At 57.7% G+C, this 23,054-nt stretch carries 17 protein-coding genes and 1 tRNA gene; 10 read left to right on the top strand and 8 right to left on the bottom strand.

The features are described 5' to 3' along the window. Positions 1 to 27: 27 nt before the first annotated feature. Positions 28 to 104, top strand: a tRNA-Met gene (locus P0D52_RS08165). A gap of 48 nt (positions 105 to 152) precedes the next feature. Here P0D52_RS08165 and P0D52_RS08160 read toward each other — a convergent pair. The 3 genes from P0D52_RS08160 to P0D52_RS08150 form a co-directional block, all read right to left on the bottom strand. Next, positions 153 to 644, bottom strand: a complete 492-nt coding sequence (locus P0D52_RS08160; protein WP_187167106.1) for a hypothetical protein — start codon at positions 642 to 644, stop codon at positions 153 to 155. Between the two features lie 74 nt (positions 645 to 718). Continuing rightward, on the bottom strand, positions 719 to 2,341 hold the full coding sequence (locus P0D52_RS08155; protein WP_394692171.1) for a phosphoenolpyruvate carboxykinase: 1,623 nt from the start codon (positions 2,339 to 2,341) through the stop codon (positions 719 to 721). Between the two features lie 142 nt (positions 2,342 to 2,483). Beyond that, entirely contained in the window at positions 2,484 to 3,371 is an 888-nt protein-coding gene (locus P0D52_RS08150) for a pirin family protein (protein ID WP_394692170.1), read from the bottom strand. Between the two features lie 152 nt (positions 3,372 to 3,523). Between P0D52_RS08150 and P0D52_RS08145 the strand changes: the two genes are divergently transcribed. The 4 genes from P0D52_RS08145 to P0D52_RS08130 all read left to right on the top strand — a co-directional run bounded on the left by P0D52_RS08145 (position 3,524) and on the right by P0D52_RS08130 (position 10,410). Further along, the gene (locus P0D52_RS08145; RefSeq protein WP_394692169.1) at positions 3,524 to 5,005 is read left to right on the top strand and encodes a M28 family peptidase; all 1,482 of its coding nucleotides are present in this window, start codon (positions 3,524 to 3,526) and stop codon (positions 5,003 to 5,005) included. A gap of 181 nt (positions 5,006 to 5,186) precedes the next feature. Continuing rightward, positions 5,187 to 6,311 carry a non-hydrolyzing UDP-N-acetylglucosamine 2-epimerase gene (gene wecB, locus P0D52_RS08140; protein WP_394692168.1) on the top strand — a complete coding sequence of 375 codons (1,125 nt, stop codon included), beginning with the start codon at positions 5,187 to 5,189 and terminating at the stop codon, positions 6,309 to 6,311. Next, positions 6,311 to 8,662, top strand: a complete 2,352-nt coding sequence (locus P0D52_RS08135; protein ID WP_394692167.1) for a glycosyl transferase family protein — start codon at positions 6,311 to 6,313, stop codon at positions 8,660 to 8,662. Before wecB ends, P0D52_RS08135 begins: the two co-directional genes overlap by 1 nt. Next, positions 8,662 to 10,410 (top strand): hypothetical protein, encoded by a 1,749-nt coding sequence (locus tag P0D52_RS08130; RefSeq protein WP_394692166.1) that lies wholly within the window; start codon positions 8,662 to 8,664, stop codon positions 10,408 to 10,410. The genes P0D52_RS08135 and P0D52_RS08130 overlap by 1 nt, the downstream gene beginning before the upstream one ends. Positions 10,411 to 10,422: 12 nt before the next feature. On the opposite strand, the gene P0D52_RS08125 is transcribed toward P0D52_RS08130, so the two are convergent. Both P0D52_RS08125 and P0D52_RS08120 read right to left on the bottom strand, forming a co-directional pair. Next, positions 10,423 to 11,229, bottom strand: coding sequence for a hypothetical protein (locus P0D52_RS08125; protein WP_394692165.1), 807 nt, complete (start codon positions 11,227 to 11,229; stop codon positions 10,423 to 10,425). A 22-nt stretch (positions 11,230 to 11,251) separates the two neighbouring features. Continuing rightward, entirely contained in the window at positions 11,252 to 12,181 is a 930-nt protein-coding gene (locus P0D52_RS08120) for a hypothetical protein (protein ID WP_394692164.1), read from the bottom strand. A gap of 164 nt (positions 12,182 to 12,345) precedes the next feature. Here P0D52_RS08120 and P0D52_RS08115 point away from each other — a divergent pair, with 164 nt between their 5' ends. The 5 genes from P0D52_RS08115 to P0D52_RS08095 all read left to right on the top strand — a co-directional run bounded on the left by P0D52_RS08115 (position 12,346) and on the right by P0D52_RS08095 (position 19,077). Further along, on the top strand, positions 12,346 to 14,055 hold the full coding sequence (locus tag P0D52_RS08115; RefSeq protein WP_394692163.1) for an amidase: 1,710 nt from the start codon (positions 12,346 to 12,348) through the stop codon (positions 14,053 to 14,055). Continuing rightward, positions 14,052 to 14,693, top strand: coding sequence for a glutathione S-transferase family protein (locus tag P0D52_RS08110; RefSeq protein ID WP_394692162.1), 642 nt, complete (start codon positions 14,052 to 14,054; stop codon positions 14,691 to 14,693). The genes P0D52_RS08115 and P0D52_RS08110 overlap by 4 nt, the downstream gene beginning before the upstream one ends. A gap of 196 nt (positions 14,694 to 14,889) precedes the next feature. Then, complete coding sequence (locus P0D52_RS08105; protein WP_394692161.1) at positions 14,890 to 17,415, top strand: TonB-dependent receptor; 2,526 nt, start codon at positions 14,890 to 14,892, stop codon at positions 17,413 to 17,415. Positions 17,416 to 17,538: 123 nt separating this feature from the next. After that, on the top strand, positions 17,539 to 18,576 hold the full coding sequence (locus P0D52_RS08100; RefSeq protein ID WP_394692160.1) for an OmpA family protein: 1,038 nt from the start codon (positions 17,539 to 17,541) through the stop codon (positions 18,574 to 18,576). Then, complete coding sequence (locus P0D52_RS08095; RefSeq protein WP_394692159.1) at positions 18,577 to 19,077, top strand: hypothetical protein; 501 nt, start codon at positions 18,577 to 18,579, stop codon at positions 19,075 to 19,077. It abuts the gene before it with no gap. On the opposite strand, the gene P0D52_RS08090 is transcribed toward P0D52_RS08095, so the two are convergent. From P0D52_RS08090 to P0D52_RS08080, 3 genes are read right to left on the bottom strand one after another with little or no spacing between them, the layout of a single operon-like run. Further along, positions 19,074 to 19,544, bottom strand: coding sequence for a CC0125/CC1285 family lipoprotein (locus P0D52_RS08090; protein ID WP_394692158.1), 471 nt, complete (start codon positions 19,542 to 19,544; stop codon positions 19,074 to 19,076). The two genes, P0D52_RS08095 and P0D52_RS08090, sit on opposite strands and share 4 nt — an antisense overlap. A gap of 11 nt (positions 19,545 to 19,555) precedes the next feature. Then, entirely contained in the window at positions 19,556 to 21,688 is a 2,133-nt protein-coding gene (scpA, locus tag P0D52_RS08085; RefSeq protein ID WP_394692157.1) for a methylmalonyl-CoA mutase, read from the bottom strand. Further along, the gene (locus P0D52_RS08080; RefSeq protein WP_394692156.1) at positions 21,685 to 23,037 is read right to left on the bottom strand and encodes a methylmalonyl-CoA mutase family protein; all 1,353 of its coding nucleotides are present in this window, start codon (positions 23,035 to 23,037) and stop codon (positions 21,685 to 21,687) included. Before P0D52_RS08080 ends, scpA begins: the two co-directional genes overlap by 4 nt. Between the last annotated feature and the right edge of the window lie 17 nt (positions 23,038 to 23,054).

The following is a 23,054-nucleotide window of genomic DNA, read 5'->3' as shown; positions in this document are numbered from 1 at the left end:
TCCCGTCCTTGAAGGATGGGGTTTTGACGCGGGATGGAGCAGCCCGGTAGCTCGTCAGGCTCATAACCTGAAGGTCGTAGGTTCAAATCCTACTCCCGCACCCAAAAAAGCCCCTGGCACTTGCCGGGGGCTTTTCCTTTTCTGAGGGCTGGTTAGCCGGCGAATAGGCCGCTGGCGGTTTCGCCAACAACTTCCCATTCGCCCGGCGCGGTCTGACGCAGGCGCGCCGTGATCTCGAAATAGCTCTCGCCGCATTCCATATCCATGCATTCCATGCCGTCGGGGACGATCTCGAACCCGCTAACCGAGAGCATGCAGAACTGTTCCAGCGGGACATCCTCGATTTCGGTGCAATTGGCCGATCCGGACGAAACCTGCGTCACATCGTTTGCTCTCTCGCGCAAAGCCGCGATTTCGCTTTCCGGCGTCAGTTCGACTCCGCTGACAAACATGGACATCGGTCCGTAGTCGGATCCATTCTGATCAATCACAGCGACGCTATCGCCGGCGTCCTGATAGACGCCCAGAAGTTCGTTTGCGTTCGGCGATGTCCAGGACAGAGTGTCTGGGGCGGCAGTGTCTGTCGACCCACCACAACCAGCAAGGCAAACGGTTGTGGCGAGGGTGAAAATGATCCGTTGCATAATCTGTCTCCAAATAAAAAGTCCCGGTAGAGAGGCTACCGGGACTTTGTCAAAACGCTAATCGTGAAGGCGTTCTATTCCGCGACGGCCACGTTGACCTCGGCCAGGGTCGGAGCGGCTGCGCGCACATAGGGGGCAACATGATCCTCGAATTTCGTGAAATTCGAGACAAACATCTCTGCCAGTCTTGCTGCCTGGACGTCATAGGCGTTCGGATTTGTCCAGGTGGACCGCGGGTCGAGAATGCGGCTCTCAACACCCGGAACAGCGGTCGGAACCATAAAGCCGAAATTCGGGTCCTGGCGGAAGGTGGCATTGTTAAGCGAACCATCAAGGGCCGCATTCAACAGAGCGCGCGTGGCCTTGATCGGCATGCGCTGGCCTTCGCCATAGGCACCGCCCGTCCAGCCCGTATTGACCAGCCAGCAATCGACGCCGTGTTCCGCGATCAGTTCACGCAGAAGAGCGCCATACTCGGCCGGGTGGCGCGGCATGAAGGGCGCGCCAAAACAGGCTGAGAAGGTCGCTGTTGGCTCAGTGACGCCTTTTTCGGTGCCGGCGACTTTTGCGGTGTAGCCCGACAGGAAGTGGTACATGGCTTGCGCAGGCGTCAGTTTCGCGATCGGCGGCATGATACCGAAGGCGTCACACGTCAGCATGATCAGGTTTTTGGGCTGACCACAGCGACCGGTGTCGGAAGCGTTTGGAATGGCCTCGATCGGATAGGCGCCCCGGCTGTTTTCAGCCAGTGTCGCGTCGTCCAGATCAAGCTCCCGGGTGACGGGGTCCATGACAACGTTTTCCAGCACAGTGCCCCAGCGTTGTGTAGTGGCGTGAATTTCCGGCTCCGCCGTCGGGCAGAGCCGGATCATTTTTGCGTAGCAGCCACCTTCAAAATTGAAGAGGCCGTTTTCCGACCAGCCGTGCTCATCATCGCCGACCAGCGTACGGCTGGCATCTGCCGAAAGCGTGGTTTTTCCGGTACCGGACAGACCAAAGAAAATCGCTGCATTGTCGCCATCGGTGTTCACCGAGCAGTGCATTGGCATGATGCCCTTGGCCGGCAACAGATAATTGAGAATGGTGAATACCGACTTCTTCGTTTCGCCGGCATAGGACGTACCGCCGATCAATACCATTTTGCGTGCAAAATCGACGGCAATGACGGTTTCGCTGCGGCAACCATGGCGCTCGGGGTCGGCCTGGAAACTGGGAAGATTCACAATGGTGAATTCCGGGTCAAAAGTGGCCAGTTCGCTGGCTTCCGGACGACGCAGCAGGTGGCGAATGAAAAGCGAGTGCCAGGCAAATTCCGTTACCACGCGAACCGGAAGGCGATGGTCAAGGTCGGCGCCGCCAAACAGGTCCTGAACGAACAATTCCTTGTCCGCCATATGGGCCTGGAAGTCCTCCCATATCGCCGTGAACTGGTCAGGCGTAATCGAAGCGTTCGTGTCCCACCAGACCGTGTCTTCGGTGGTCTCATCGCGAACAGTAAATTTGTCTTTTGCAGATCGGCCCGTGTGTTGACCGGTCTTCACAACAAGCGCACCGCCTTTGGCGACTTCGCCTTCGCCACGCTGAACCGCTTCCTGATACAGGGCGGCTTCGTTCCAATTGTGATTTAGCGGCCCGGTTCTGGAAACTCCCAGATATGCCAATACGTTCGCATCGCGGTCATTCGCCTGCTCGAACATGATACCCCCCGGTTGCTGGATGCCGCCCGTAGCGACCGATCCATCCTGTTGCGCGTTTTGCCGGTTAAACGCCCTCACTAAGGGACGAGACGCCCGGCATCAAGTCTATTCTCCCACTGCAAGTGCAGGGCCAGATAACGAATTATGACTCAGGTAGCGGAATGTGTTCGGTTTCGCCCGGTGGCAAAGCAAAGGCGCTGTTCTCGAATTCGGCATCAGCTGACGCTTTCCAGTCGGCCTTGGCTTTCTCAAGGCGGTCCTTGTTGCTGGACACGAAATTCCAGAAAATATGCCGGTCTCCCGCCAGCTTTTCGCCGCCGCATATCATAAGGCAGGCCGTTTTCACTGTGCGTATACCGATCGACGCCTCATCATCCAGCACGATCATCTCGCCTTCACCGAACAAGCGGCCATCAATTTCGATCTCGCCGCTGACGACATACACAGCCCGTTCTTCGTGCTCGTCGGTCAGTTTGAAAACGGAGCCGGATTCAGATTCGACATGCAGATAGAAGATCGGAGAAAACACTTTCACTGGAGATGTTTTACCGTAAGCCGATCCCAGAATCAGGTGCATCTTCACGCCATCCATCTCGATTTCGGGCAATTCTCCGGAGGCATGGTGGCTGAAAAACGGGTCCGTTTCCTCGTCTTCGGTCGGCAAGGCGACCCACGTCTGGATGCCGTGCAGTTTGTGACCAGCGGCGCGCGCCGTTTCACCAGTCCGTTCTGAATGAACGATGCCGCGCCCCGCCGTCATCCAGTTCACATCGCCGGGCTTGATCGTTTTATGAACGCCGAGCGTATCGCGGTGGTCCATTTCACCATCAAAGAGGTATGTCACGGTCGCAAGACCGATATGCGGGTGTGGACGCACATCGATGCCAGTGCCGGGCTCGAATTCAGCGGGTCCGATATGGTCGAAAAATATGAACGGCCCGACGAGGCGTTTTTTGGCGACAGGAATCAGCCGCCGGACGGAAAATCCGCCGAGATCCTTTGCCCGTCCGGAAATCGTCATTTCAATCATACGGCGGTACTCCCGATTACTTTGCCCGAATATAGGGTGCTTTTCATGACTTTGCATACCGGGAGGAGGCCTGCGTCTGAGCGCCTGCCTTGAGGGGCGAGTTGAGCCGGGTTAGCTTCCCGGCGAACACGGGGTTTTGGGAGATAACCAACATGCTTATTCGCGTTGCGAGTGCCGCCTGCCTTTTGCTATCAGCCTCTGCTTTTGCGCAGGACGACGCGCTGATCAGCGAAGACGCCGCGAATACAGCCCGGGAGCTGATGCAGCGGGGGCTGGAGTCCGATACGGGATATGAAGTGGTTCGGTCGCTGACCACGGAAGTCGGGCCCCGCCTCGGAGGCTCCGAGCAGGAAGCGCGGGCTCGCGACTGGGCCGTCCAGATGTTCACTGAACTTGGTTTCGAGAACGTACGCATTGAACCTTTCGACATGCCCTACTGGGACAGAGGTGCTATCCGGGCGTCGATAGTTTCGCCTTTTCCTCAGCCACTCTACGCCTCAGCGCTGGGCGGATCGGCCGCGTCGCCACAGGGCGGAATTGAAGGCGAATTTGTTTTTTTCGACAGTTTTCAGGATCTCTATGATTTTGATGGAAGGCTGGATGGTCGCATAGCCTATGTGAATGATCGTATGGTCCGCCTCCAGAATGGTGGTGGATATAATACCGCCAATGAAAAACGCCGATTCGCTTGGCTTGAAGCTGAAGCGCGCGGTGCTCTTGGTGTCATGATCCGTTCGGTGGGAACAGATTCAAGACGTTTCCCCCATACGGGGATGATGAGCCGACCTCAGCCAAACACTATCGAGACCGGTCGCCACTCCCCGATAGTTGTCGATTATATCGAGAGCGAATATCCGGACTACGCCGAGACCGGAATATCATCTTCCATTCCCGCTGTCGCATTGTCTGCACCAGATGCTGATCAGATCGAGCGGATTCACGATACCGGTGAAACAATCATCGTCAGTCTGTCGGTTGTTGCCGGTTGGCGCGGTCAAAGACAGTCAGGAAATGTGATCGCCGAGATTCCCGGCCGCGAACTGCCAGACGAGATCGTTCTGATCGGCGCCCACCTCGATAGCTGGGACGAAGCAACCGGTGCCGTAGATGATGGTGCCGGGGTTGGAATCGTCACGGGGGCCGCTCATTTGATCAGCCAGCTGCCACGGGCTCCGCGCCGCACGATTCGGGTTGTGTTGTTTGGAGCCGAGGAAGTCGGGCTGCTGGGAGCCTTTGCCTATGCAAGGCAGAATGCTGCCGAAACCGGCAATATCGTGATGGCTTCAGAATCTGATTTCGGTGCCGGACCTGTCCTGTCATTGACATCAGGAGCGAGTGAAGAGGGTACGCTGTTCATGGATGAGGTTCAGGGCATAATTGCACCGCTCGGTATTTTGCGCGGCGACCGGGCATCGCGCGGCGGCGGCCCGGATATTATTCCTCTGGCCGCCCAGGGCGTACCTGTGTTCCGCCTGATGCAGGACGGGACGGACTATTTTGATCTTCATCATACGCCCGACGACACATTCGATAAAATCGATCCGGACGACTTTGCACAGAATGTGGCGGCGTGGGCGGCCGTTGTTTGGCTTGCCGCCGATGCGGAAATCGAATTCCGAATGCAGGATGAATAAGCCTGACACCTGATCGCCCTTATTGGACTTAACCAACACTTAACCGCCCCATTTGGGGCGGTTTTGTCTTTTCTGTCCCGGAATCGCCTTTTAGTGGCGGTTATTACTCCCTGATTCAAAGCGACTTTCCCGGTGCGAGGGATTTCCGGTGGGCGTGCTCACCATCGCACTGGGGGGCGATATGGGAATCGCGATTATAGCGGGAACGCGGCCTGAGATTCTAAAGCTCGCGCCGGTTTACCGGAGTTTGAACACAGCGGCGCTGGAGCCGTTCTGGATCGCCACGGGACAACACGGCGATCTGGCCGAGCAGGCGCTCGAAGCGGTTGGCATTTCGCCCGACATCACGCTTACCGGTGGTTGGGATGCGCGGTCGTTAACAGAGTTATCCGCAGGCTTGCTGTCTCAGCTGGGGCAGTGGGTCGAGGTGAAAAGGCCGCAAGCGGTCCTTGTTCAGGGAGATACGGCAAGTGCCTATTCCGGCGCGCTGGCAGCCCATTTGCACAAAGTGCCTGTGGGACATGTTGAAGCCGGATTGCGCAGCGGCGACACCAATAATCCGTTTCCCGAAGAGAGTTTTCGTCGCCTGATCGCGCCGATCGCCGATTTTCATTTTGCGCCGACCCGACTCGCAGAAAAGAATCTGCGTCTGGACGGCGTGCGCCGGACCCGGATCTGGATCACCGGCAACACTATTATCGATACCGTTCTGCAAATGGCAGATCAGGTCCGTGCGCCGGATGTGCTGGCACAACTCAAGCCGGAAGAACGCCTCATCCTTTTGACGGCGCATCGCCGTGAAAACTGGGGCAACGGCATTTCAGACATTTGCCGTGCCGCAAGGTCACTCGTCGAACGTCATCCTGATATCCGGATAATTTTTCCTGCTCACTCAAATCCCCGCGTTCGTGAAACGGTCGAAGCTGAATTGGGCAGGGTTGACCGCATCCATGTCGTTGCACCGCTGGCCTATCCCGAATTCATCGCTGTTCTGAAAGTCAGCCACCTTGTCTTGTCGGATTCAGGTGGCGTCCAGGAAGAGGCACCCAGTTTTGATGTGCCGGTGCTGGTTCTACGCGAAACAACAGAACGGCAAGAAGCCATAGATGCCGGTGTTGCCAAGCTGGTCGGGACCGATCCCGATGTCATCGTAAGAGAGGCCTCAAGGCTTCTCACCCGAGCCGCTGCACACCGCAAAATGGCCAGTCGCCAGAACCCGTTCGGTGATGGGACGGCGAGCGCTCGCATTACTGACATTTTGACGCGTGAATTGGGCAAGCCGAATAGCTTCAGGCAGGCCAGCTGATGGACGGGTTTGACCCATCCCTGGCGCAAATTGCCACAATAGACCCAGGCTTTCTGGTCTGGGTTGAGGCTACGCTCGGGCGTCTATTGTCCGGCGAGGCCGTTCGTTTCTACTGGGCAGTTCTCAGCGGGCTGACGGTTTATGCGGCCATCGCAATCTTCATCTCGTCTGTCGATGATGCCTTTCTCGATCTCTATTATTGGGTGCTGACCCTTCAGCGTATTGTCACGCGGCCGTTTCGATATGTTCCGACCATGAAGCAGCTCCATGAAATGGAGCAAAAGAAGCTGGCGGTAATGGTGCCCGCCTGGCACGAAGCCGACGTTATCGGCCGCATGCTGGTCAATACGCTTAACACGATAGACTATCGGAATTACGAGATTTTCGTCGGTGTTTATCCGAATGATCAGGAAACGATTGACGAGGTGAACCGGATTGTTCGCCAGAATGAGGGGATTAATATCGCGTTTGTCGGCCAAAACGGCCCGACGTGTAAGGCCGACAATCTAAACTGGATGATCGCCGGAATCGTCAAGCGTGAAAAAGAGCTGGGCGAGCGCTTTGATGGCATCCTGATGCAGGACTCCGAAGACGTTATTCATCCGATGTCCTTCAAAGTGATCAATGCGTATCTGGATCGGGCAGACATGTTGCAACTGCCGGTCCTGTCCATGCCGCGCAAATGGTCATCGCTTACAGCCTGCCACTATATGGACGAGTTTGCCGAGTGGCACGGCAAGGACCTGATTGCGAGGTCACACATGACGGATCTGGTGCCGTCCGCTGGCGTCGCAACGGCGTTCAGTCGCGACGCCATCGAGTTGCTGAGAACCGAGCGTCACAATCAGCCCTTCAACGTGGATTCGCTGACCGAAGACTATGATATCGGCCACCGCTTTTATGAGGCCGGATTGAAATCCATGTTTGTTCGTTACTGGGCGCGCATGCCGTATGGGACGCGAAAGGCCTGGTTTGCGAATCGGGACGTGACAAAATTCCGGCGCGAGCTTGTCAGCACGCGTGAATTCTTTCCCGATAACGCAACGGTTTCCGTGCGCCAGAAATCACGATGGATGCTGGGTATTTCCTATCTGGGTTGGAAGCAGCTGGGGTGGATCGGCCCGGCCTCGCATCGATACTTTCTCTACCGCGACCGGAAGGCAATCTGGACCGCACCTACGGGCATGCTGGCTTATGCAATATTGCTCCAGTGGGCGCTCTACTGGTTGATAGCAACGCTCTTTCCACAAGCTGGCGGCTTACCGCCGCTGATCGACCCGAATTCCTGGGTCTGGACAATCGTGCTCATCAATTTTGTGTTCCTCGTAAATCGCGTTGTGCACCGTTTGATTTTCACAACGGCCGCCCATGGATTGAAATACGCTGTACTCGTTCCGGTTCGAATGGTCTGGGCGAATTATATCGGCTATCTCGCATCCATGCGCGCAGCCCGGCGATATCTCTGGCACGTCATTAGCGGAAACAGGATTACCTGGGACAAGACCGCACACGCCTACCCCTCCATGGCAGAACTGGGACAGGGTGAGGGAGGGCGCCTCGGTGAAGCTCTGATTTATTGGGGTGCGATTGACGAGCGGGCCTTGCAACGCGCCCTGGCCTTGCAGGAAGACGAATATCGTCCGCTGGGCCTGCTGCTTCTCGACCTGGGCGACATCAATGATGATCAATTGGCCGATGGTGTGGCCGAGCATAAAGGGCTGGAGCGCATTCAGCTCAATCCACTCGACACCAAGCCTGATGCGCTGAAGCATTTTCCGCGTGAGCTTGCCGCAAAGTACGGCGCGTTTCCTGTCGCTCGCGACGGCCGCAGCCTGCACCTGGCCGTCGGTGAGCCTCTGAGTGAGACACAATTGTCTGACCTTCGCCACAAGGTAGGCCGGAGTTTGAAAGTTTCGGTCGCACCCTTGAGCGATGTCAGTTTTGGAATCCGCTTTGGTTATGAACCGGGCCTTCTGGAATCCGATATCAGAGCGGCTCGCGTCCTGAAGCGCCTGTCCATACTGGACAACGAGCAGATTGCGACAGTCTGGCGAAGCCTGCGCAAGGACTGGACCCGTCTAGGGGACCACCTTGTTCGTCGCGGCGCACTCAGCCATGCGCAATTGCTCACCGAACAAAAAGGTGTCGACGCGCTGGATGAGGCGGCATTGGGAAATGCCCTTGTCGCGAAACGGTTCATAAAGATGACAGATCTCGATGCGGCGCTGGCCGCTCAACCCAAGCCTCCACTAGGCTTTGTGCAACGCGCGAAAGCGCTGGGCTACCTGACCGATGTGGAATGGAGTGAAATCCAGGAGGCGCATGCTGACCTGGTGAAGGAGGATGCCTGATGTCCCGTTATTATAGTCGCGGCTGGATCACGCCGGCGAAACACAATTTGCGCCCCCGCCTCCTATTGGCGACAACCGCGTCTTTAACGGCGATCAGCTTCGCAGTGTCAGCCGGCGCGGATGACGACCCACGGCCAGTGGAGCAACGCCGGGCGGAGGCTCGCAGCCAGTTAGAACAATCAGGGTGCGCTATCGCCTTGCCTGCGCTGGAGGCCGTCGCCGACGCAAGTCGCACAGCGCTGGATTATATTGCCGCAGCGGAATGCGCGGTCGAAACCGGAAATGCGGCACAGGCCTCGGAAGCCTTCTGGCAGGCCGTTATCTATCGCCATCAGCTCGACTATGCGCAGCGAGCCTATGTTTTCCGCAGCCTGGGCTATCAGGCTGAGGCCGCCGGCGAGTTTTCGCGATCTGCCATAGGCTGGAATGAGGCCGCTGAAATCACCAATGCCCCCTTTGACGAGTTGATGGCGGCTCGGGCAGCAAGGCTGGACGGGCGCCCACAATCGGGCGCAGCTCGCCTCCAGCGGATCGAAATGGCAGAGTTGTCCGGCCCTGATCTGGCGCTTTACTTTGAGGAACGCGCGCTTGTCATGGCCGATACCCAACTCGCCGCGGCGGCCATGTATCTGGCCCGCGCAATCGAAATTGAGGATCGTCCATATCGACGCTTTCAGAGGGGCCTCTTTCTTCAGCAAGCCGGCGACGAACGCGCCGCTCTTGCGGAGTTTGGCAGCGCTTTGCAAAGCGACCCGCGCAATGTGGATATTCTTTTATCCACGGCCTATTCGGCGCAGCGGGGCGGCGACGCGAATCTTGCGGCCGATTTGTTCGAGCGGGTACTCGCTATTGATCCATCTCGTTCAGCCGTGCGTGAGGATCTTGGATACGCGCTGCTGCAGTCAGATCGCGAAGACGAGGCCGCTTCGGCTTTTCGGGCAGCAATCCTGGACCCCGCCATGCGCGAGGGTGAAACCGCGGATGAGCGCGATGCGCGTATTTACCGTCTTCGCCGCCAGGTCGAACAGCTGGAGAGATCGACATACGGTTTCGTCTTTGCGTCTTATCGCGACGGGTCTGCACCAAACTCGATCAACTTGCCGGAGACGGGGCCTAACGAAACCCAGCTCGGCGGTGAGTTTGGCTGGCGACCGGATGCGTTCAATACGTCGAACACTGGACTGACGCTTTTCGGGCGCAGCTATGTTTCTGCCGATCCCGGAACGATCACGTTGAATGAAGACACCTTGCAGTTGGGCCTCGGGGCCCGCTGGAAGCCGCTCGCTGATCATGACTTTTATCTGGCGGCTGAGCGAATGATCGCGGGCGGCGATCAGGCGCGCGATGCTTGGCTGCTACGCGCCAGTTATGGCTGGTCGGGCGGGCTTGACTGGAATCCGAATGAGAGCAGCTGGAATTACACCACGGCTTTCGCTGATCTGGCGTATATCCCCGATGATCCGGAATTCCTGTCCGCCTATGCTTCTATACGTCAGGGACGACGGTTCCGTACCGGTGATCGCTGGACCGTGACGCCTTATCTGACGGGCGTGGCGCAATGGTCGGACGATACCTTCCAGATCCGCGAACGTCTGGAAGTGGGCCCGGGTGTTGTCTTCTCACATTGGTTCGACGAGAGCGAGACGTCTGCCCCACGTCAAAGACTGGATCTGGAAATGGAATACCGCTTCGGCGTCGGCGATACGGACGATGAAGCTTTCATCGCCCGAGCGGTCTGGCACTTCTAAGAGGTTGGTGGTTCAGGAATACGAGTCAGCGGGTAGAATCTGCCAGCTGACGTTGACATCTAGTTGCCTGAACACGTTCGTCCAGTAAGCGCGGAGAGGCCCTGTTTGCTCGGTTTCCCAGCCGGGCCGTTCGATCAGGTGAATTTCCATTGTGACGCCGCCGAGCGCGAAACCGTATTGATCGCGAATGGCCTGGACTGTCTCTTCAACCGGCGGCAGGCGGTCGGGCAGCGCCCCGCGTGACCGGCCGTAGACAGAAAAAATGTCCGAGTTCTGTAACATGTCGCTGACCAGAACGATCCGGCGGCCCGGCACAGTCTGCGCCATGGACTCCTGCTGCGTCAGCTCGGCAAGCGCTTCCAGGATCGGGCTTTGCGGCGCGTCCTTCGCGATCACCAGATCCGCAAGAGCTTGCTGCAGGGGGGCATCGAACAGGGCTTCATAGCGCGCCTGAATGCGATCAGGATTGCGATAAAGCGGATTGACCTGATCTCCGCTGCCGGGATTGCAAAGCGAGAACTGATTTGTGTCGTCAAGGCGCCCGGATTCATCCAGCTCGAACAGGGACAATCGCTCGCCGACGGCCAGCGTGTCACGCTGGGTCAGGATAATCCGCTCGATCGCGGCAGCTTGTTGAGTGGAGTAGAGGTCGGTCTTGTCGATGATGACAACGCGGTGAGGGGGAACGATGCCGGCAATACAGAGCGTGTCCGCATCGTATTCAGCGGGCCGCAGCGTCAGGGCGAAATAACTGACCGCTGCCACCACTCCGGCCACGAGTAACAGGTTGAATATACCAAGCAGGTCGCGTCCGGACATCAATCACCCCCCAAAGGCGGGATCAGCGCGGGCGCGCTGATCCGAAATCTTCTGCCATATCCATAAGCAGAATCTGGGCTTCGGCAATTTGCTCTTCCGGCGAATTACGGCCACCCGCGGCTTTCTTGACCACCCGATTGAGTTCACGGGCCGAGCGCTCGGCGCGGCGTTGCACCACACCAAAGCCCGGGATCGCATCATCAAACGTGCGGCCTTTATAGGCAGCAATGATGCCAAAGGTCAGGCCCAGTGTCAGCAAGAGATACGCTTCGAGGGTCTGGAATGAGAATGGAGCGGCAATGAGATGCTGGATGGGAGCGATCAGCTCGCCGGTGACGTCCGTCCCGCCTAGGGCTAGTGACGCCGCATGGATTTCCAGGAGGTCGCGATAGTGGGCAGCCGCGAGATTGAGCACAATGATGAACGCGATCGCAATCGGCAGGCCGAGCGCGGCCGCCGCAAACGACCAGCGCTTTTGCGGATTGGTCAAGTGACGCAGGCAGAGATAGCCAATGACAAAAAAGGCCGTGATGACATTCACGAACGAAACGGTAATGGCTTGCAGCCAACCGCCGAGCAGTCCCAGGTCAGAGCTGCCGGCAAAGAAGTAGGCATTGGCCAGTCCCTCGAACAGGACAAGAGCGGCCAGAACAGAAAATGTCAGCAGATGCGAATCCGGATAAATGGCAGAGCGCTCAATCGGCTTGCCGGCGTTGCCGCTTTTTTCCTTGCCGATCGGATCATCGAAGGCCCAGCCGGACGTGCGGCGAAAGGCTCGCAAATTCTCGAAGTCGCGCCGGGCGCGGGACAGCGCAAATTGCAGGTCAAAGTCCTGAATATGAGCGCCATTGGAAAAATGTTCGCTGGCCAGAGCCCGCGACCGCTGATCGCGTTCATTTTCCGGCTTGTAAAACTGCCGCGTAGCGGTTTCGTTCAGATCATTAAGTGCCATTTTCTCCCCCAGAATTTCTTTAGACAGCCCACGTCGGGAGCGACGCAATTGATTTATTAACCATGAAATGTGGCAGATTGCGGCGGCAATGCGGGCTGAATTAGGGTGATTTGATGGGAAACGGGATCAATCCGTTTATGTTGGGTTCATAAAAGGAGGTGGGCATGGCGACGACACGACGCGAATTGCTGCATGGTCTGGCGGTAGGAGGGGGCGCTTTTGCCCTTGGCTCACAGGCAAATGCGCAGGAACGGCTGACCGGCGATATGATCCGCTGTTCCGAAGGACTTTTCGGCATTGATTATACTGACACCGAAGTCGAGCAGATGATTGTGGGTCTGGATGACTGGGCTGAAAATGCGGCGCGCTTGCGGGCCATCGACCAGCCGAATTCGCTCCAACCGGCGACGACATTTGATCCACGCCTCCCCGGCGTTTCATACAATTTGCCCCAAGGGGGCTCGAACACTGTTCCTGACATTACGCCTGGCTCTGTTCCGTCTCGGGACGTTGATATTGCGTTTTCATCCGCATGGAAGCAGTCGAAATGGCTTCGCGCCGGACAAATTTCATCTGAACGGCTGACGCGAATCTATCTCGACCGAATTGAACAGTTTGGAGGTGAGCTGGAGTGCTTTGTCACGGTCACGCCCGAACTGGCCATTGAGCAGGCAAGGGCGGCTGATGCTGCTCTGGCGCGGGGCGAGCATGCTGGTCCCATTCAAGGGGTGCCCTATGCGCTCAAGGACATTATTGACGTTGCCGGCATACGCAGCACCTGGGGCGCTACGCCTTATCAGGACCGAATCGCGGAAGATGATGCGGCGGTTTATCAAAGGCTGCGTGATGCTGGCGCCGTTCTGCTCGGGAAATCAACCAGTGGAGCCATCGCCTATAATGATCTCTGGTTTGGCGGCCTCACGCGCAACCCCTGGAATCCGAATGAAGGCTCCTCCGGGTCCAGCGCGGGATCGGCATCCGCTGTTGGCGCAGGGCTGGCGAGTTTTGCGATCGGAACCGAGACGCTGGGGTCGATTGTTTCACCATCGCACCGTTGCGGGACGACCGGTCTTCGTCCGACCTTCGGAAGGGTGTCGCGCGCCGGGGCCATGGCGCTTTGCTGGTCGCTCGATAAAATCGGTCCGATAACACGCGAAGTGGCGGACGCCGCGCTGATCCTTGACGTCCTCAACGGTTATGACGTCGCGGATGCATCCTCACTCGACACGTCTTTCAACGTCGACTGGCGTGCGGATACATCATCATTGAGAGTGGGATACTTGCCCGGCGATTTTGAGAATGCAGCGGCACCGGACCAGGCCGCCTTGCAGGCCGTCAGGGGTATTGGCTGTGAGCTGGTTGAAATCAGCCTGCCGGATTTGCCTTATGGCGCGCTGGGCACGGTCGTCGAGGTGGAAGCCGCCGCCGCGTTTGAAGAGCTGACCTTGTCCGGCGAAGATGATTCATTGCGTTGGCAGGAACCGAATGCCTGGCCAAATACGTGGCGACGTGCGCGCCTGCGCTCTGCCGTGGACTACGTTAATGTGGACCGCTTTCGACGAGATGTCTGTGAAGTCATGGCGAACATTTTCGACCGGTGTGATGTGGTAATCGGGCCCAACTTCGCGTCGAATATGTTGCTGATCACCAATTTCACGGGCCATCCGAGTCTGATTTTCAGATCGGGCTTTGTCGAGCGGACACTGAATCCGCTGACGGCAAGTGGCGCAGCGCGGCAGGAGCAAACATATCGGCTTCCTCACGGCACGTCGCTCTGGGGACCATTGTTTGGCGAAGATCAGTTGTTGCTGCTGGGACGGGAAATTGAATCCCGGCTCCATGTAGCGGGCGAAAGACCGGGACAATTCTCATGATGGAAGATCACATATTTTATGACTGCGCGACGGCCCCCAGTCCGCGCAGGGCGCGAATTTTCATCGCTGAAAAAGGGCTGGATATTCCAACTGTTCAGGTTGATTTGCGTAACAAGGAGCAATTGGGTGAGGCCTACAGGGCCATTAATCCAAGATGCACCGTGCCCGCATTGAAATTGCCCGGCGGGCAGGTACTCGGCGACAATGCGTCGATTGCCAGATATCTCGAGGAAATCCGCCCTGATCCGCCGTTAATGGGGCGCGATCCCGTTGAAAAGGCCGTGATTGCGGAATGGAACGCCATTGCGGAAAGTGACGGCCTTTTGGCTATGGCGGAAATCATTCGGAATTCTCTGCCCGGAATGAAAGGCAGGGCACTGACGGGGCCCAAGGATTACGATCAAATTCCCGAGCTTGCTGAACGCGGAAAGGCGCGGATCGGCCATTTCTTCGATCTGTTGAATGACCGGTTGTCCAAGCAGGCCTATCTGGGAGGCGAGGCTTTCTCTGTCGCGGACATCACAGCGTATGTTGTGATTGATTTTGCCGGTTGGGTGAAGCTTGTCCCCGGCGAGAATCATGAGGCGCTCAATCGCTGGTATGATGCCGTTGCCGCGCGGCCGAGTGCGAAGGTTTAGAACGCGTCTAATGTGACATCAGTGCAACGATGCCGTCGAAAAGGCAAAGGATACTTGGCTTTCAGGCCTTATGCGGCATTTCCGTAAGCGGATTGTCCTTTTTCCTTTGACGGAAATAAGACAGAATTACGATATCAATAACGGCAAAAATGCCGAGATAAGCACAACTGGCTCGTCCAGGACCGGGAGAAACAGAATGAAAATGATCAGTCGCGCAGCTCTTATGGCTGCCGTATCCGCCGCGGCGTTTACCGCGCCAGCTTTTGCTCAGGAACGTCAGACGGTCGATGTCATCACCGTCACAGCCCAAAAACGCGAACAGGGCATTCAGGATGTCCCGGTTGCCGTGACCGCTTATACAGCCGAACTGCTTCAAAATGCAGGTATTCGCGATATTCGCGATCTGGCAGTGATCGCGCCGGGACTGAATATTACATCGACATCCAGCGAATATTCCACGACCGCACGTATCCGCGGCGTTGGCACGGTGGGGGATAACCCGGGCCTGGAATCATCTGTGGGTATCGTGATTGACGGTGTTCCGCGGGCGCGTAACGGCGTCAGCTTCGGCGATCTCGGCGAAATCGAGCGCATTGAGGTGCTGCGCGGCCCTCAGGGCACTCTGTTCGGCGCGAACACCTCTGCCGGTATCATCAATATTGTAACCGCAGGGCCTGAATTCGAATTCGGCGCTAATGCCGAAGCGACGTATCTGACAGGCGGCGCGGATGGTTTCCGCATTGCAGGCAGTGTAACCGGCCCGATCGCAGAAGATCAGGCTGCTTTCCGGATTTACGCAGCGCGGGGCGAACGCGATGGCTTCCAGTCGGTTCAGACCTTTGGCGGTCCCCGCACAATCAATGAAGATAACAATCAGGACTTCTACACCATTCGCGGTCAGCTGCTGTTCAACATCGGCGATCGTGGTGAGCTGACCCTGCAGGGCGACTTTACCAGTCGTGACGAGAATTGTTGTGGCGCGCCGAGCATTGTGTCGGGTCCGACCGCCGCAGCCGTGAATGGATTGCAACCGGGCGGCCGTCCGCTGCCGGGTTCAGAAGACCCATTCAGCCGCGTAATTCAGTCCAACCGCGACACGACGCAGGACATCGAAGATGGCGGCTTCCAATTCCAATACGAGTATGAATTCGAAAATTTCTCGCTGACAGCGATCGGCTCGACTCGCCAGTATGAAATTGTCACGGGTCAGGACACGGATTTCACGGGCGCCGATATCGTCTACCGTGATCCGTCTTTGAACTCGTTTGAATTCGGAAACTCGACGTTTGAACTCCGTGCTCAGGGGCAACGCGAGAATCTTGACTGGATGGTTGGTGCATTCGTCTCGACCGAAGATCTGGTTCGTCGCGATGCTATTCAGTACGGCTCAGACTTTGAAGCCTATCTGGGGCTCATCGGTGGCGGAAATCCCGTTCTGGTGACAACGCTGGCTAACGGTCTTGGCGGTGCCTTCATTCCGGGCTTCACGCCATTGGCACCCGGCCAGGGCTTCCCGGCAGGTAGTGCGAATAGCGGCGGCGACCGGTATGAGCAGGATGGCCAGACGTTTGGCATCTTTACCCACAACACGTTCGCACTGACGGAAAATACCGATCTCACATTTGGTCTGCGCTGGAACTCGACCGAGAAAGACGCCACGGCGCAATTCTCGCCGGGCAATGCGCCAGCGTGTGATGTCTGGGAAACCGTCTTTGGTGAAGCGCTCGATTTCTCGACCGCACAGAACCAGGCAATCCTCGCCGGCTTCTCGCAAGCATCTCAGGTGTCTGTCGCCGGCCTCATCCAGTTCGGCACGTTCACCTGCTTGCCGAGCGCCCGGGATGTGTATTCGAACATCAACTTCAATGAATCTCTGTCGGAAGATGAGTTCACCGGGCTGGTGTCATTGTCGCATCGCTTCAACGATGACTTCCTGATGTATGGTACCTATTCGCGCGGCTACAAGGCCGGCGGCTTCAACCTCGACCGCTTCACACAAGCTGGTTCCAACGCTGTGAACTTCACCAATGTTCTGGCTGGAACGAGCCCGTATCCGGCCCAGTTCGATCCGGAAATTGTGAACTCCTTCGAGGTCGGTTTTAAAACCGAGGCGCTCAACGACACACTGTTGGCCAACCTCTACCTCTTCCATTCCGACTTTGAATCGTTCCAGCTGAACACGTTCAACGGTTTGGCCTTCTTCGTGACGTCGTTGAATGAAGGCGCAGTTACACAAGGAGCCGAGCTTGAGGTGCTCTGGTTCCCGGAAGAAGTTCAGGGCCTGACCATTCAGGGTGGCATCACTTACGCCGACGCCACGTATAACTCGTTCGCTGCGACGGGCACGCCGGATGTTGACCGTCTTTCCGGTCAGAACTTCTCGCTGGCCCCGGAATGGTACACATCTGCGTCAATCAGCTATGTGCGCCCATTCGGGAATGGCATGGAATGGCTGGCACACCTGAGCGGTCGTTACATGTCAGAGCAAAATACCGGCTCTGACCTCGACCCGGAAAAAATCCAGGAAGGTTATTCGGTCTTCAATGCGCGTGTAGGCATTGGCGCTGATGATCAGAGCTGGGCACTTGAATTGTTCGCCAACAACCTTCTGGATGAGGATTACATCCAGGTCGGTTTTGACGGTCCGTTCCAGCCGGGCTCGTTCAATGCCTTCCTTGGCCAGCCGCGTATGTGGGGCGTCACGCTCCGCGCTCGCCGCTAGACAGTCTGGCTTTTAGAAATGAGGGCCGGAGCCATGCTCCGGCCCTTTTTTATTGCGATAGAATCACCGATCCTGTGGAAGCGCCTTTTTTGCGTTATGATGTTGTCGGGAAGTGAGTGCTGAATGTCATCGGAACGCCGCACATTATTGATCGGACTGGCCGTCTTTCTGGCCTTCTCGGTGTATACGTCGGTTTTCAGCCCGATAGCGCCACGTCAGTTGGAAACCTACCTCCAGTCAGCGGCAGATGACGCTTTGTCGGCTCGGCGTTTTCGCTGGGCGAGCGTTTCGGTTGATGGGCAGGTCGCAACCCTCTCCGGTCGCTGGCCCAATGAGACAGAGCACAGCGCGGCTCTAGAGGCCCTCTGGTCGGCAGAATGGTCTGGTGGATGGCTTGCGGGGGGTATTACGCGCATTATTGACAACAGCATCCCCCAGCCGGGAGAGGCAGAAAGCCGAATTGTTGCGGTATACAACTCCGATGGTGTGACGTTATCCGGTATTGCGCCGGGAGATGCCGCCAGAACCGGATTGATCGAACAAGTGAGCTCGCTTTTCCGGGGGCGTATAGAGCCGCGCCTGGCGGCTCGATCCGGCAATAATAATCCGGATGACTGGCTGGAATCCGCCATGACATTGCTGACCGGTCTGGAGCGGCTGGAGCGGGGCGCCGTAATTCTGGATACCGATTCCGCTGTTCTTTATGGCGTATCCTCCAGCAGTGAGGATGCCCGGCAGATTCTTGAGTCAATCGGGAATATTGCTGGGACAATACAGCCGGTCGCGCTCATCTTGGCCGATGATGAAGTGCTCGGGCGCATCGATTCCGCGCGGGATTGCGAAATGCTGCTTGATGCCGCTTTCGCCATGGGAAGATTGAGATTCAACCCGGGAAGTGCTTCCTTGTCGCCGGGGGCTCGCGCCGGCCTGGAACACGTCGCAGCCGTATTCGCCGTATGCCCGTCCGGTGCATTGGGCGTCAGTGTCCGCCCGGTCGTAAGCGGAAATAGCGAAGCCGAAACACTGGCCCGATCGCGCGCCGAATCCGTGCGCAATGCTTTGGTGACCTTCGGCATAGACGAAAATCGCGTCAGCGCTCTTGTCAGCGCGGATCAGGATCAACTTGTCCGGATTGTTCTGGACGGTGAAGGAGAAGGCTGAATGCTCTGGTTAATCTGGCAGATGTGGTTTTTTCTGCTCATGGCCTTTCTGATTGGCTTGGGGCTCGGCTGGCGTCTCTGGTCAGCCTCGGGCGAGGCCGGCAAAGCCCTGCAGGCCGCAAAGGACGAGATCGGTCGCCTGCAGCGCGAGAATGATAGCCTGTCCAGCGTGGCCGCGCGCCATCAAGCCGCGCTTGAGGTCAGCCAGTCGTCGGCAAAGCCGGAATCCGCAGATTCAAAGCCAGTGGCCAAACCCGCAAAAAAGAAAGCCGCAGCCAGTCCCAAGACGCCATCAAGACCGATTGAGGTCAATGATTTGACGGAGCTGAAAGGTCTGGGGCCGAAAGCCGCTGAAGCGTTGAATGCAGAAGGGGTGACGTCTTTTCAGCAGATCGCCACATGGACCAAGACGGATATCGCCAAATGGGATGAGACACTCACTGCGCGGGGGCGGATTGAGCGGGACGACTGGGTCGGTCAGGCCAAAGGGAAACTCGCCTAGCCGAGCCGCTGGACAATCTGCCGGGCATCATAGGCATCGGGACGATCGGGCAGAGGGCCGGATCGGATGAGAATTTCCAGGAAGATCGTCTTGTCGCCGGCGCCGGGATCAAACCGGATGCCAATGCCAACGCCCGACCCGGAATAGCGGCGCGATCCAAACGTCTGACTAACAGACCCACCCACGCGTACCGGCCGCTCATCATCGCCATCGCTGGACCGGGAAACAATTTCAAACCAGTCGCCACCCCGCTCCAGAGTCAGGTCTGCAGCGCGGAGCAAGGCGAGGTCCTCCAGCTCTTCAAAGCTGACATCCGATCCGCCGTCAAAACGGATTCTGAAGCGGTCGGATTCAATTTGCCGTTCGGAATAGCCGCGATTGGACCCGGCAGAGGGCGCATAGGTTGTCGGTGCAGAGGCGCACGCCGTTAGTCCGGCGAACAAACCCAGAAGTATAAACTTTCGCATCCTTTACCTCCTTAAGCCTTGACCGTGACCTCCATCCGCTCGAGCAGATTCAGAGCGCTATCGGCAATGACCGTGCCGGGCGGGAAAACCGCCGCCGCGCCCATCTGGCGCAATACCGGCTCATCGTCAGGCGGGATAACACCGCCGACGATCACCAGCATGTCCTCCCGGCCCCGATCACGCAAGGCATTCCGCAATTCCGGCAAGAGGGTCAGGTGGCCCGCGGCCAGCGACGACATCGCTGCGGCATGCACATTCTCTGTGTCGGCCAGTTCGGCGGCTTCCTCCGGTGTCTGGAAAAGGGGGCCGATCACGACTTCCCATCCCATATCGGCAAAGGCCGATGCGACGACTTTCTGGCCGCGATCATGGCCGTCCTGACCCAGCTTCGCGATCAGGATCTTGGGTTTGCGTCCGGTGCGGGCTTCAAAATCAGCAGCAGCTCTGAGTGCTGCGGCGACTTTTGGATCTTTCCCGGCCTCTTCCGCGTAGACGCCTTTGATGACTTTGATGTCGGCTTCATGACGATTGAAAACGCGTTCCATAGCGGCGGACATTTCGTCCACCGTGGCTTTCGCGCGGGCCGCCTCGACGCAAAGCGCGAGCAAATTGCCGCCCTCTGACGCGGCCCGTGTCAAAGCGGTCAGTTTTTCCTGAACAAGATCATCATCGCGTTCTGCCTTCAGGCGCTTCAGCTTTTCTTCCTGTTCCTTTCGAACCTGATAATTGTCGACCTTCAGAACCGGGACGTCCTCGTCTTCGTCGAGAATGAACTTGTTGATCCCGACAATCGTCTGCTGGCCACTATCAATCCGGGCCTGGGTTCGCGCGGCCGCTTCCTCAATCCGTAGTTTGGGCGTGCCCTCGGCAATGGCATTCGCCATGCCGCCCAGCGCGTCGATTTCGCGAATATGCTCCAGGGCGCGCGCAGCAAGATCCTGGGTCAGGCTTTCGACATAATAGGACCCGCCCCAGGGATCGATCGAGTCGATGAGGCGGCTTTCCTCCGCGAGCGCCAGCTGCGTATTTCGCGCGATCCGCGCTGAAAAGTCCGTGGGCAAGGCGAGTGCTTCATCCAGCGAGTTTGTATGCAGCGACTGGGTATGGCCATCAATTGCAGCGATGGCTTCCAGCGCCGTGCGGCCGACATTGTTGAACACGTCCTGTGCCGTCAGGGACCAGCCGGATGTCTGGCAATGGGTCCTAAGGCAGATGGATTTATCTGATTTGGGCGAGAACCGCTCCTGCACCAGACCGGCCCACAACAGGCGGGCCGCCCGCAGCTTGGCGATTTCCATGAACACATTCATGCCGATGCCGAAGAAGAACGACAGGCGGGGGGCAAACCGGTCTACATCCAGCCCGGCATCAACGCCGGTTTTGATGTATTCCAGCCCGTCGGCAATCGTGTAGGCGAGTTCGATATCAGCAGGCGCTCCGGCCTCTTGCATGTGATAGCCGGAAATCGAAATGGAATTAAATTTCGGCATATTTTCAGCGGTATAAGCGAAGATATCCGAGATGATCCGCATTGATGGCTGGGGCGGATAGATATAGGTGTTCCGCACCATAAATTCTTTCAGGATGTCGTTCTGGATGGTTCCTGAAAGTTGTTCCGGCTTCACACCCTGTTCTTCGGCGGCGGCAATAAAGAGCGCCAGAATCGGCAATACGGCACCATTCATCGTCATCGACACACTCATCTCGTCGAGCGGTATCCCGTCGAATAATTCGCGCATGTCGTAGATGGAATCGATGGCAACCCCCGCCATACCCACATCGCCGGCCACGCGAGGATGGTCGCTGTCATAGCCTCGGTGAGTTGCCAGATCGAAGGCGACCGACAAGCCTTTCTGACCTGCAGCCAGATTCCTGCGGTAGAATGCGTTGGAGTCCTTTGCCGTTGAAAAACCGGCATATTGACGGATGGTCCAGGCACGCTGCAGGAACATGGTCGGATAGGGGCCACGAATAAAGGGCGCTGCTCCCGGAATCGTCTGGCGAAGGCGCTCATCGCTGTCGGCGGCGTCATAGTGTGCCTTGATGTCGATATTTTCGGGCGAGCGCCAAGGTGCTGTATCCCCGGCTACACTGCTGGCGACCGAACGAAAGTCCCGACGGCTGAAGTCGATGCGCTGGCTCATGAGTTCGCTCCTGCCATGGCGGCGTCTTCGAGGCGTATGGCCGGAAACAGGGAGAGGCTCGAGGGCGGCAACTGACCGGCATCGAATTTCATTTCGCGCAAATCCGGCGCGGCATAGCGATTAATTCCGAATAGCACCCGTTCACCGCTTTCGTATTGCTTTTGCAAGGCCTGCCGCGCTGCCGTCACGTCTTGGGTGAATGTGCTACTTTCGGAGAGGGCGCTGTAGCCGCCATCGCTTTCAATTGACTGGAACAGGCGCCAGGCCCGTTCTGCCAGTGCTTGCGTCAGGTGTTCATGCAGATTGGATCCAGCCGCCGGGTCCGCAACGGCCCCGATATGGGCCTCTTCCTGCAACAGGATTTGCAGATTGCGCGCAGCGCGTCGCGCCAACCGGTCAGGCCGCCCCAGGGCATAAGTGGCGGGCAGAACGGTAAGGACAGAAACGCCGGCCGCTGCGGCGGCAAATCCGGCCGCCGAGGTCCGGATCATGTTTGTCCACGGGTCTTGCCGCGTCATCATTCTGCCGGACGTTACCGCGCGCAATTGCGGCTTGGCTTTCGTCGCGCCGTAGGCCTCAAGAATATTCAGTGCCAGCAGATAGCCGGCCCGGATCTTCGAGATTGTCAGATGAATATCCGCATCGGCAGCAAGTATGATTTCCACTTGGGCGGTGGCTTGTTCGACCGTTACGTCGGCTTCCATAAGCCTGCCGATGGCTTCTGCATACCCGGCAGCCGCCAAGGCCAACTCCTGGGCCTCGGTGCCGCCAGTTTCGTGGATAGCGCGCGCATCTACGCTGGCGATGCGGTACGACGGATGGGCTTTCGCCAGTTCCGCCAGACTAGGATCGGCAGCATCAAGGGCCAAGCCAGCGACAGGCGCTCCAGAAGCCTTCATCCAGGCCGCAAAACCTTCAGCGTCGAAATCATGGCCCGGTTCCAGAAAGGCTGGCGCGATGGTGGTATCCACGCCATCCAATACGGCGGCGAGATCATCGACCTCATTGATTGCAATTCCGCTCGCGCCATCGGAATCAATGCGCAAGCCAATTTCCGAGACACCGCCCATCAGATCAGCCAGTATCGCCGCATTTGCGATCGATGGATTGGCCTCGGTGAAGATTTGCCGAATTTGCCAGGGCAAATGTGCATCCGCGCGTTGCGGAGCAGCATTTCCGGTACGTTCAGCGGAGAAAAAAACGGGCCCGCGCGCGATTCCATCGGCCGTTTTCCGAATGAGCGTTGCGTCAAAATCTGCACCGCGGAGCGCTTTGTCAGCCAGAGCGCGCCAGTCATCTGCCTGCGCGGCGGGTAATCCATCAATCAGGGCGTGGAGCGTTTCGGTCATCAAAAAATCCTGCTGGC

Source organism: Hyphobacterium sp. (assembly GCF_043584775.1).
Lineage (GTDB): Bacteria > Pseudomonadota > Alphaproteobacteria > Caulobacterales > Maricaulaceae > Hyphobacterium.
Note: the sequence above shows the minus strand (reverse complement) of the source record. Positions and strands in the feature narration are given on the sequence as shown.

Coding starts and splice junctions, on each gene's coding strand:
- P0D52_RS08160 (WP_187167106.1), bottom strand. CDS start 644: ATGCAACGGATCATTTTCACCCTCGCCACAACCGTTTGCCTTGCTGGT.
- P0D52_RS08155 (WP_394692171.1), bottom strand. CDS start 2,341: ATGTTCGAGCAGGCGAATGACCGCGATGCGAACGTATTGGCATATCTG.
- P0D52_RS08150 (WP_394692170.1), bottom strand. CDS start 3,371: ATGATTGAAATGACGATTTCCGGACGGGCAAAGGATCTCGGCGGATTT.
- P0D52_RS08145 (WP_394692169.1), top strand. CDS start 3,524: ATGCTTATTCGCGTTGCGAGTGCCGCCTGCCTTTTGCTATCAGCCTCT.
- wecB (WP_394692168.1), top strand. CDS start 5,187: ATGGGAATCGCGATTATAGCGGGAACGCGGCCTGAGATTCTAAAGCTC.
- P0D52_RS08135 (WP_394692167.1), top strand. CDS start 6,311: ATGGACGGGTTTGACCCATCCCTGGCGCAAATTGCCACAATAGACCCA.
- P0D52_RS08130 (WP_394692166.1), top strand. CDS start 8,662: ATGTCCCGTTATTATAGTCGCGGCTGGATCACGCCGGCGAAACACAAT.
- P0D52_RS08125 (WP_394692165.1), bottom strand. CDS start 11,229: ATGTCCGGACGCGACCTGCTTGGTATATTCAACCTGTTACTCGTGGCC.
- P0D52_RS08120 (WP_394692164.1), bottom strand. CDS start 12,181: ATGGCACTTAATGATCTGAACGAAACCGCTACGCGGCAGTTTTACAAG.
- P0D52_RS08115 (WP_394692163.1), top strand. CDS start 12,346: ATGGCGACGACACGACGCGAATTGCTGCATGGTCTGGCGGTAGGAGGG.
- P0D52_RS08110 (WP_394692162.1), top strand. CDS start 14,052: ATGATGGAAGATCACATATTTTATGACTGCGCGACGGCCCCCAGTCCG.
- P0D52_RS08105 (WP_394692161.1), top strand. CDS start 14,890: ATGAAAATGATCAGTCGCGCAGCTCTTATGGCTGCCGTATCCGCCGCG.
- P0D52_RS08100 (WP_394692160.1), top strand. CDS start 17,539: ATGTCATCGGAACGCCGCACATTATTGATCGGACTGGCCGTCTTTCTG.
- P0D52_RS08095 (WP_394692159.1), top strand. CDS start 18,577: ATGCTCTGGTTAATCTGGCAGATGTGGTTTTTTCTGCTCATGGCCTTT.
- P0D52_RS08090 (WP_394692158.1), bottom strand. CDS start 19,544: ATGCGAAAGTTTATACTTCTGGGTTTGTTCGCCGGACTAACGGCGTGC.
- scpA (WP_394692157.1), bottom strand. CDS start 21,688: ATGAGCCAGCGCATCGACTTCAGCCGTCGGGACTTTCGTTCGGTCGCC.
- P0D52_RS08080 (WP_394692156.1), bottom strand. CDS start 23,037: ATGACCGAAACGCTCCACGCCCTGATTGATGGATTACCCGCCGCGCAG.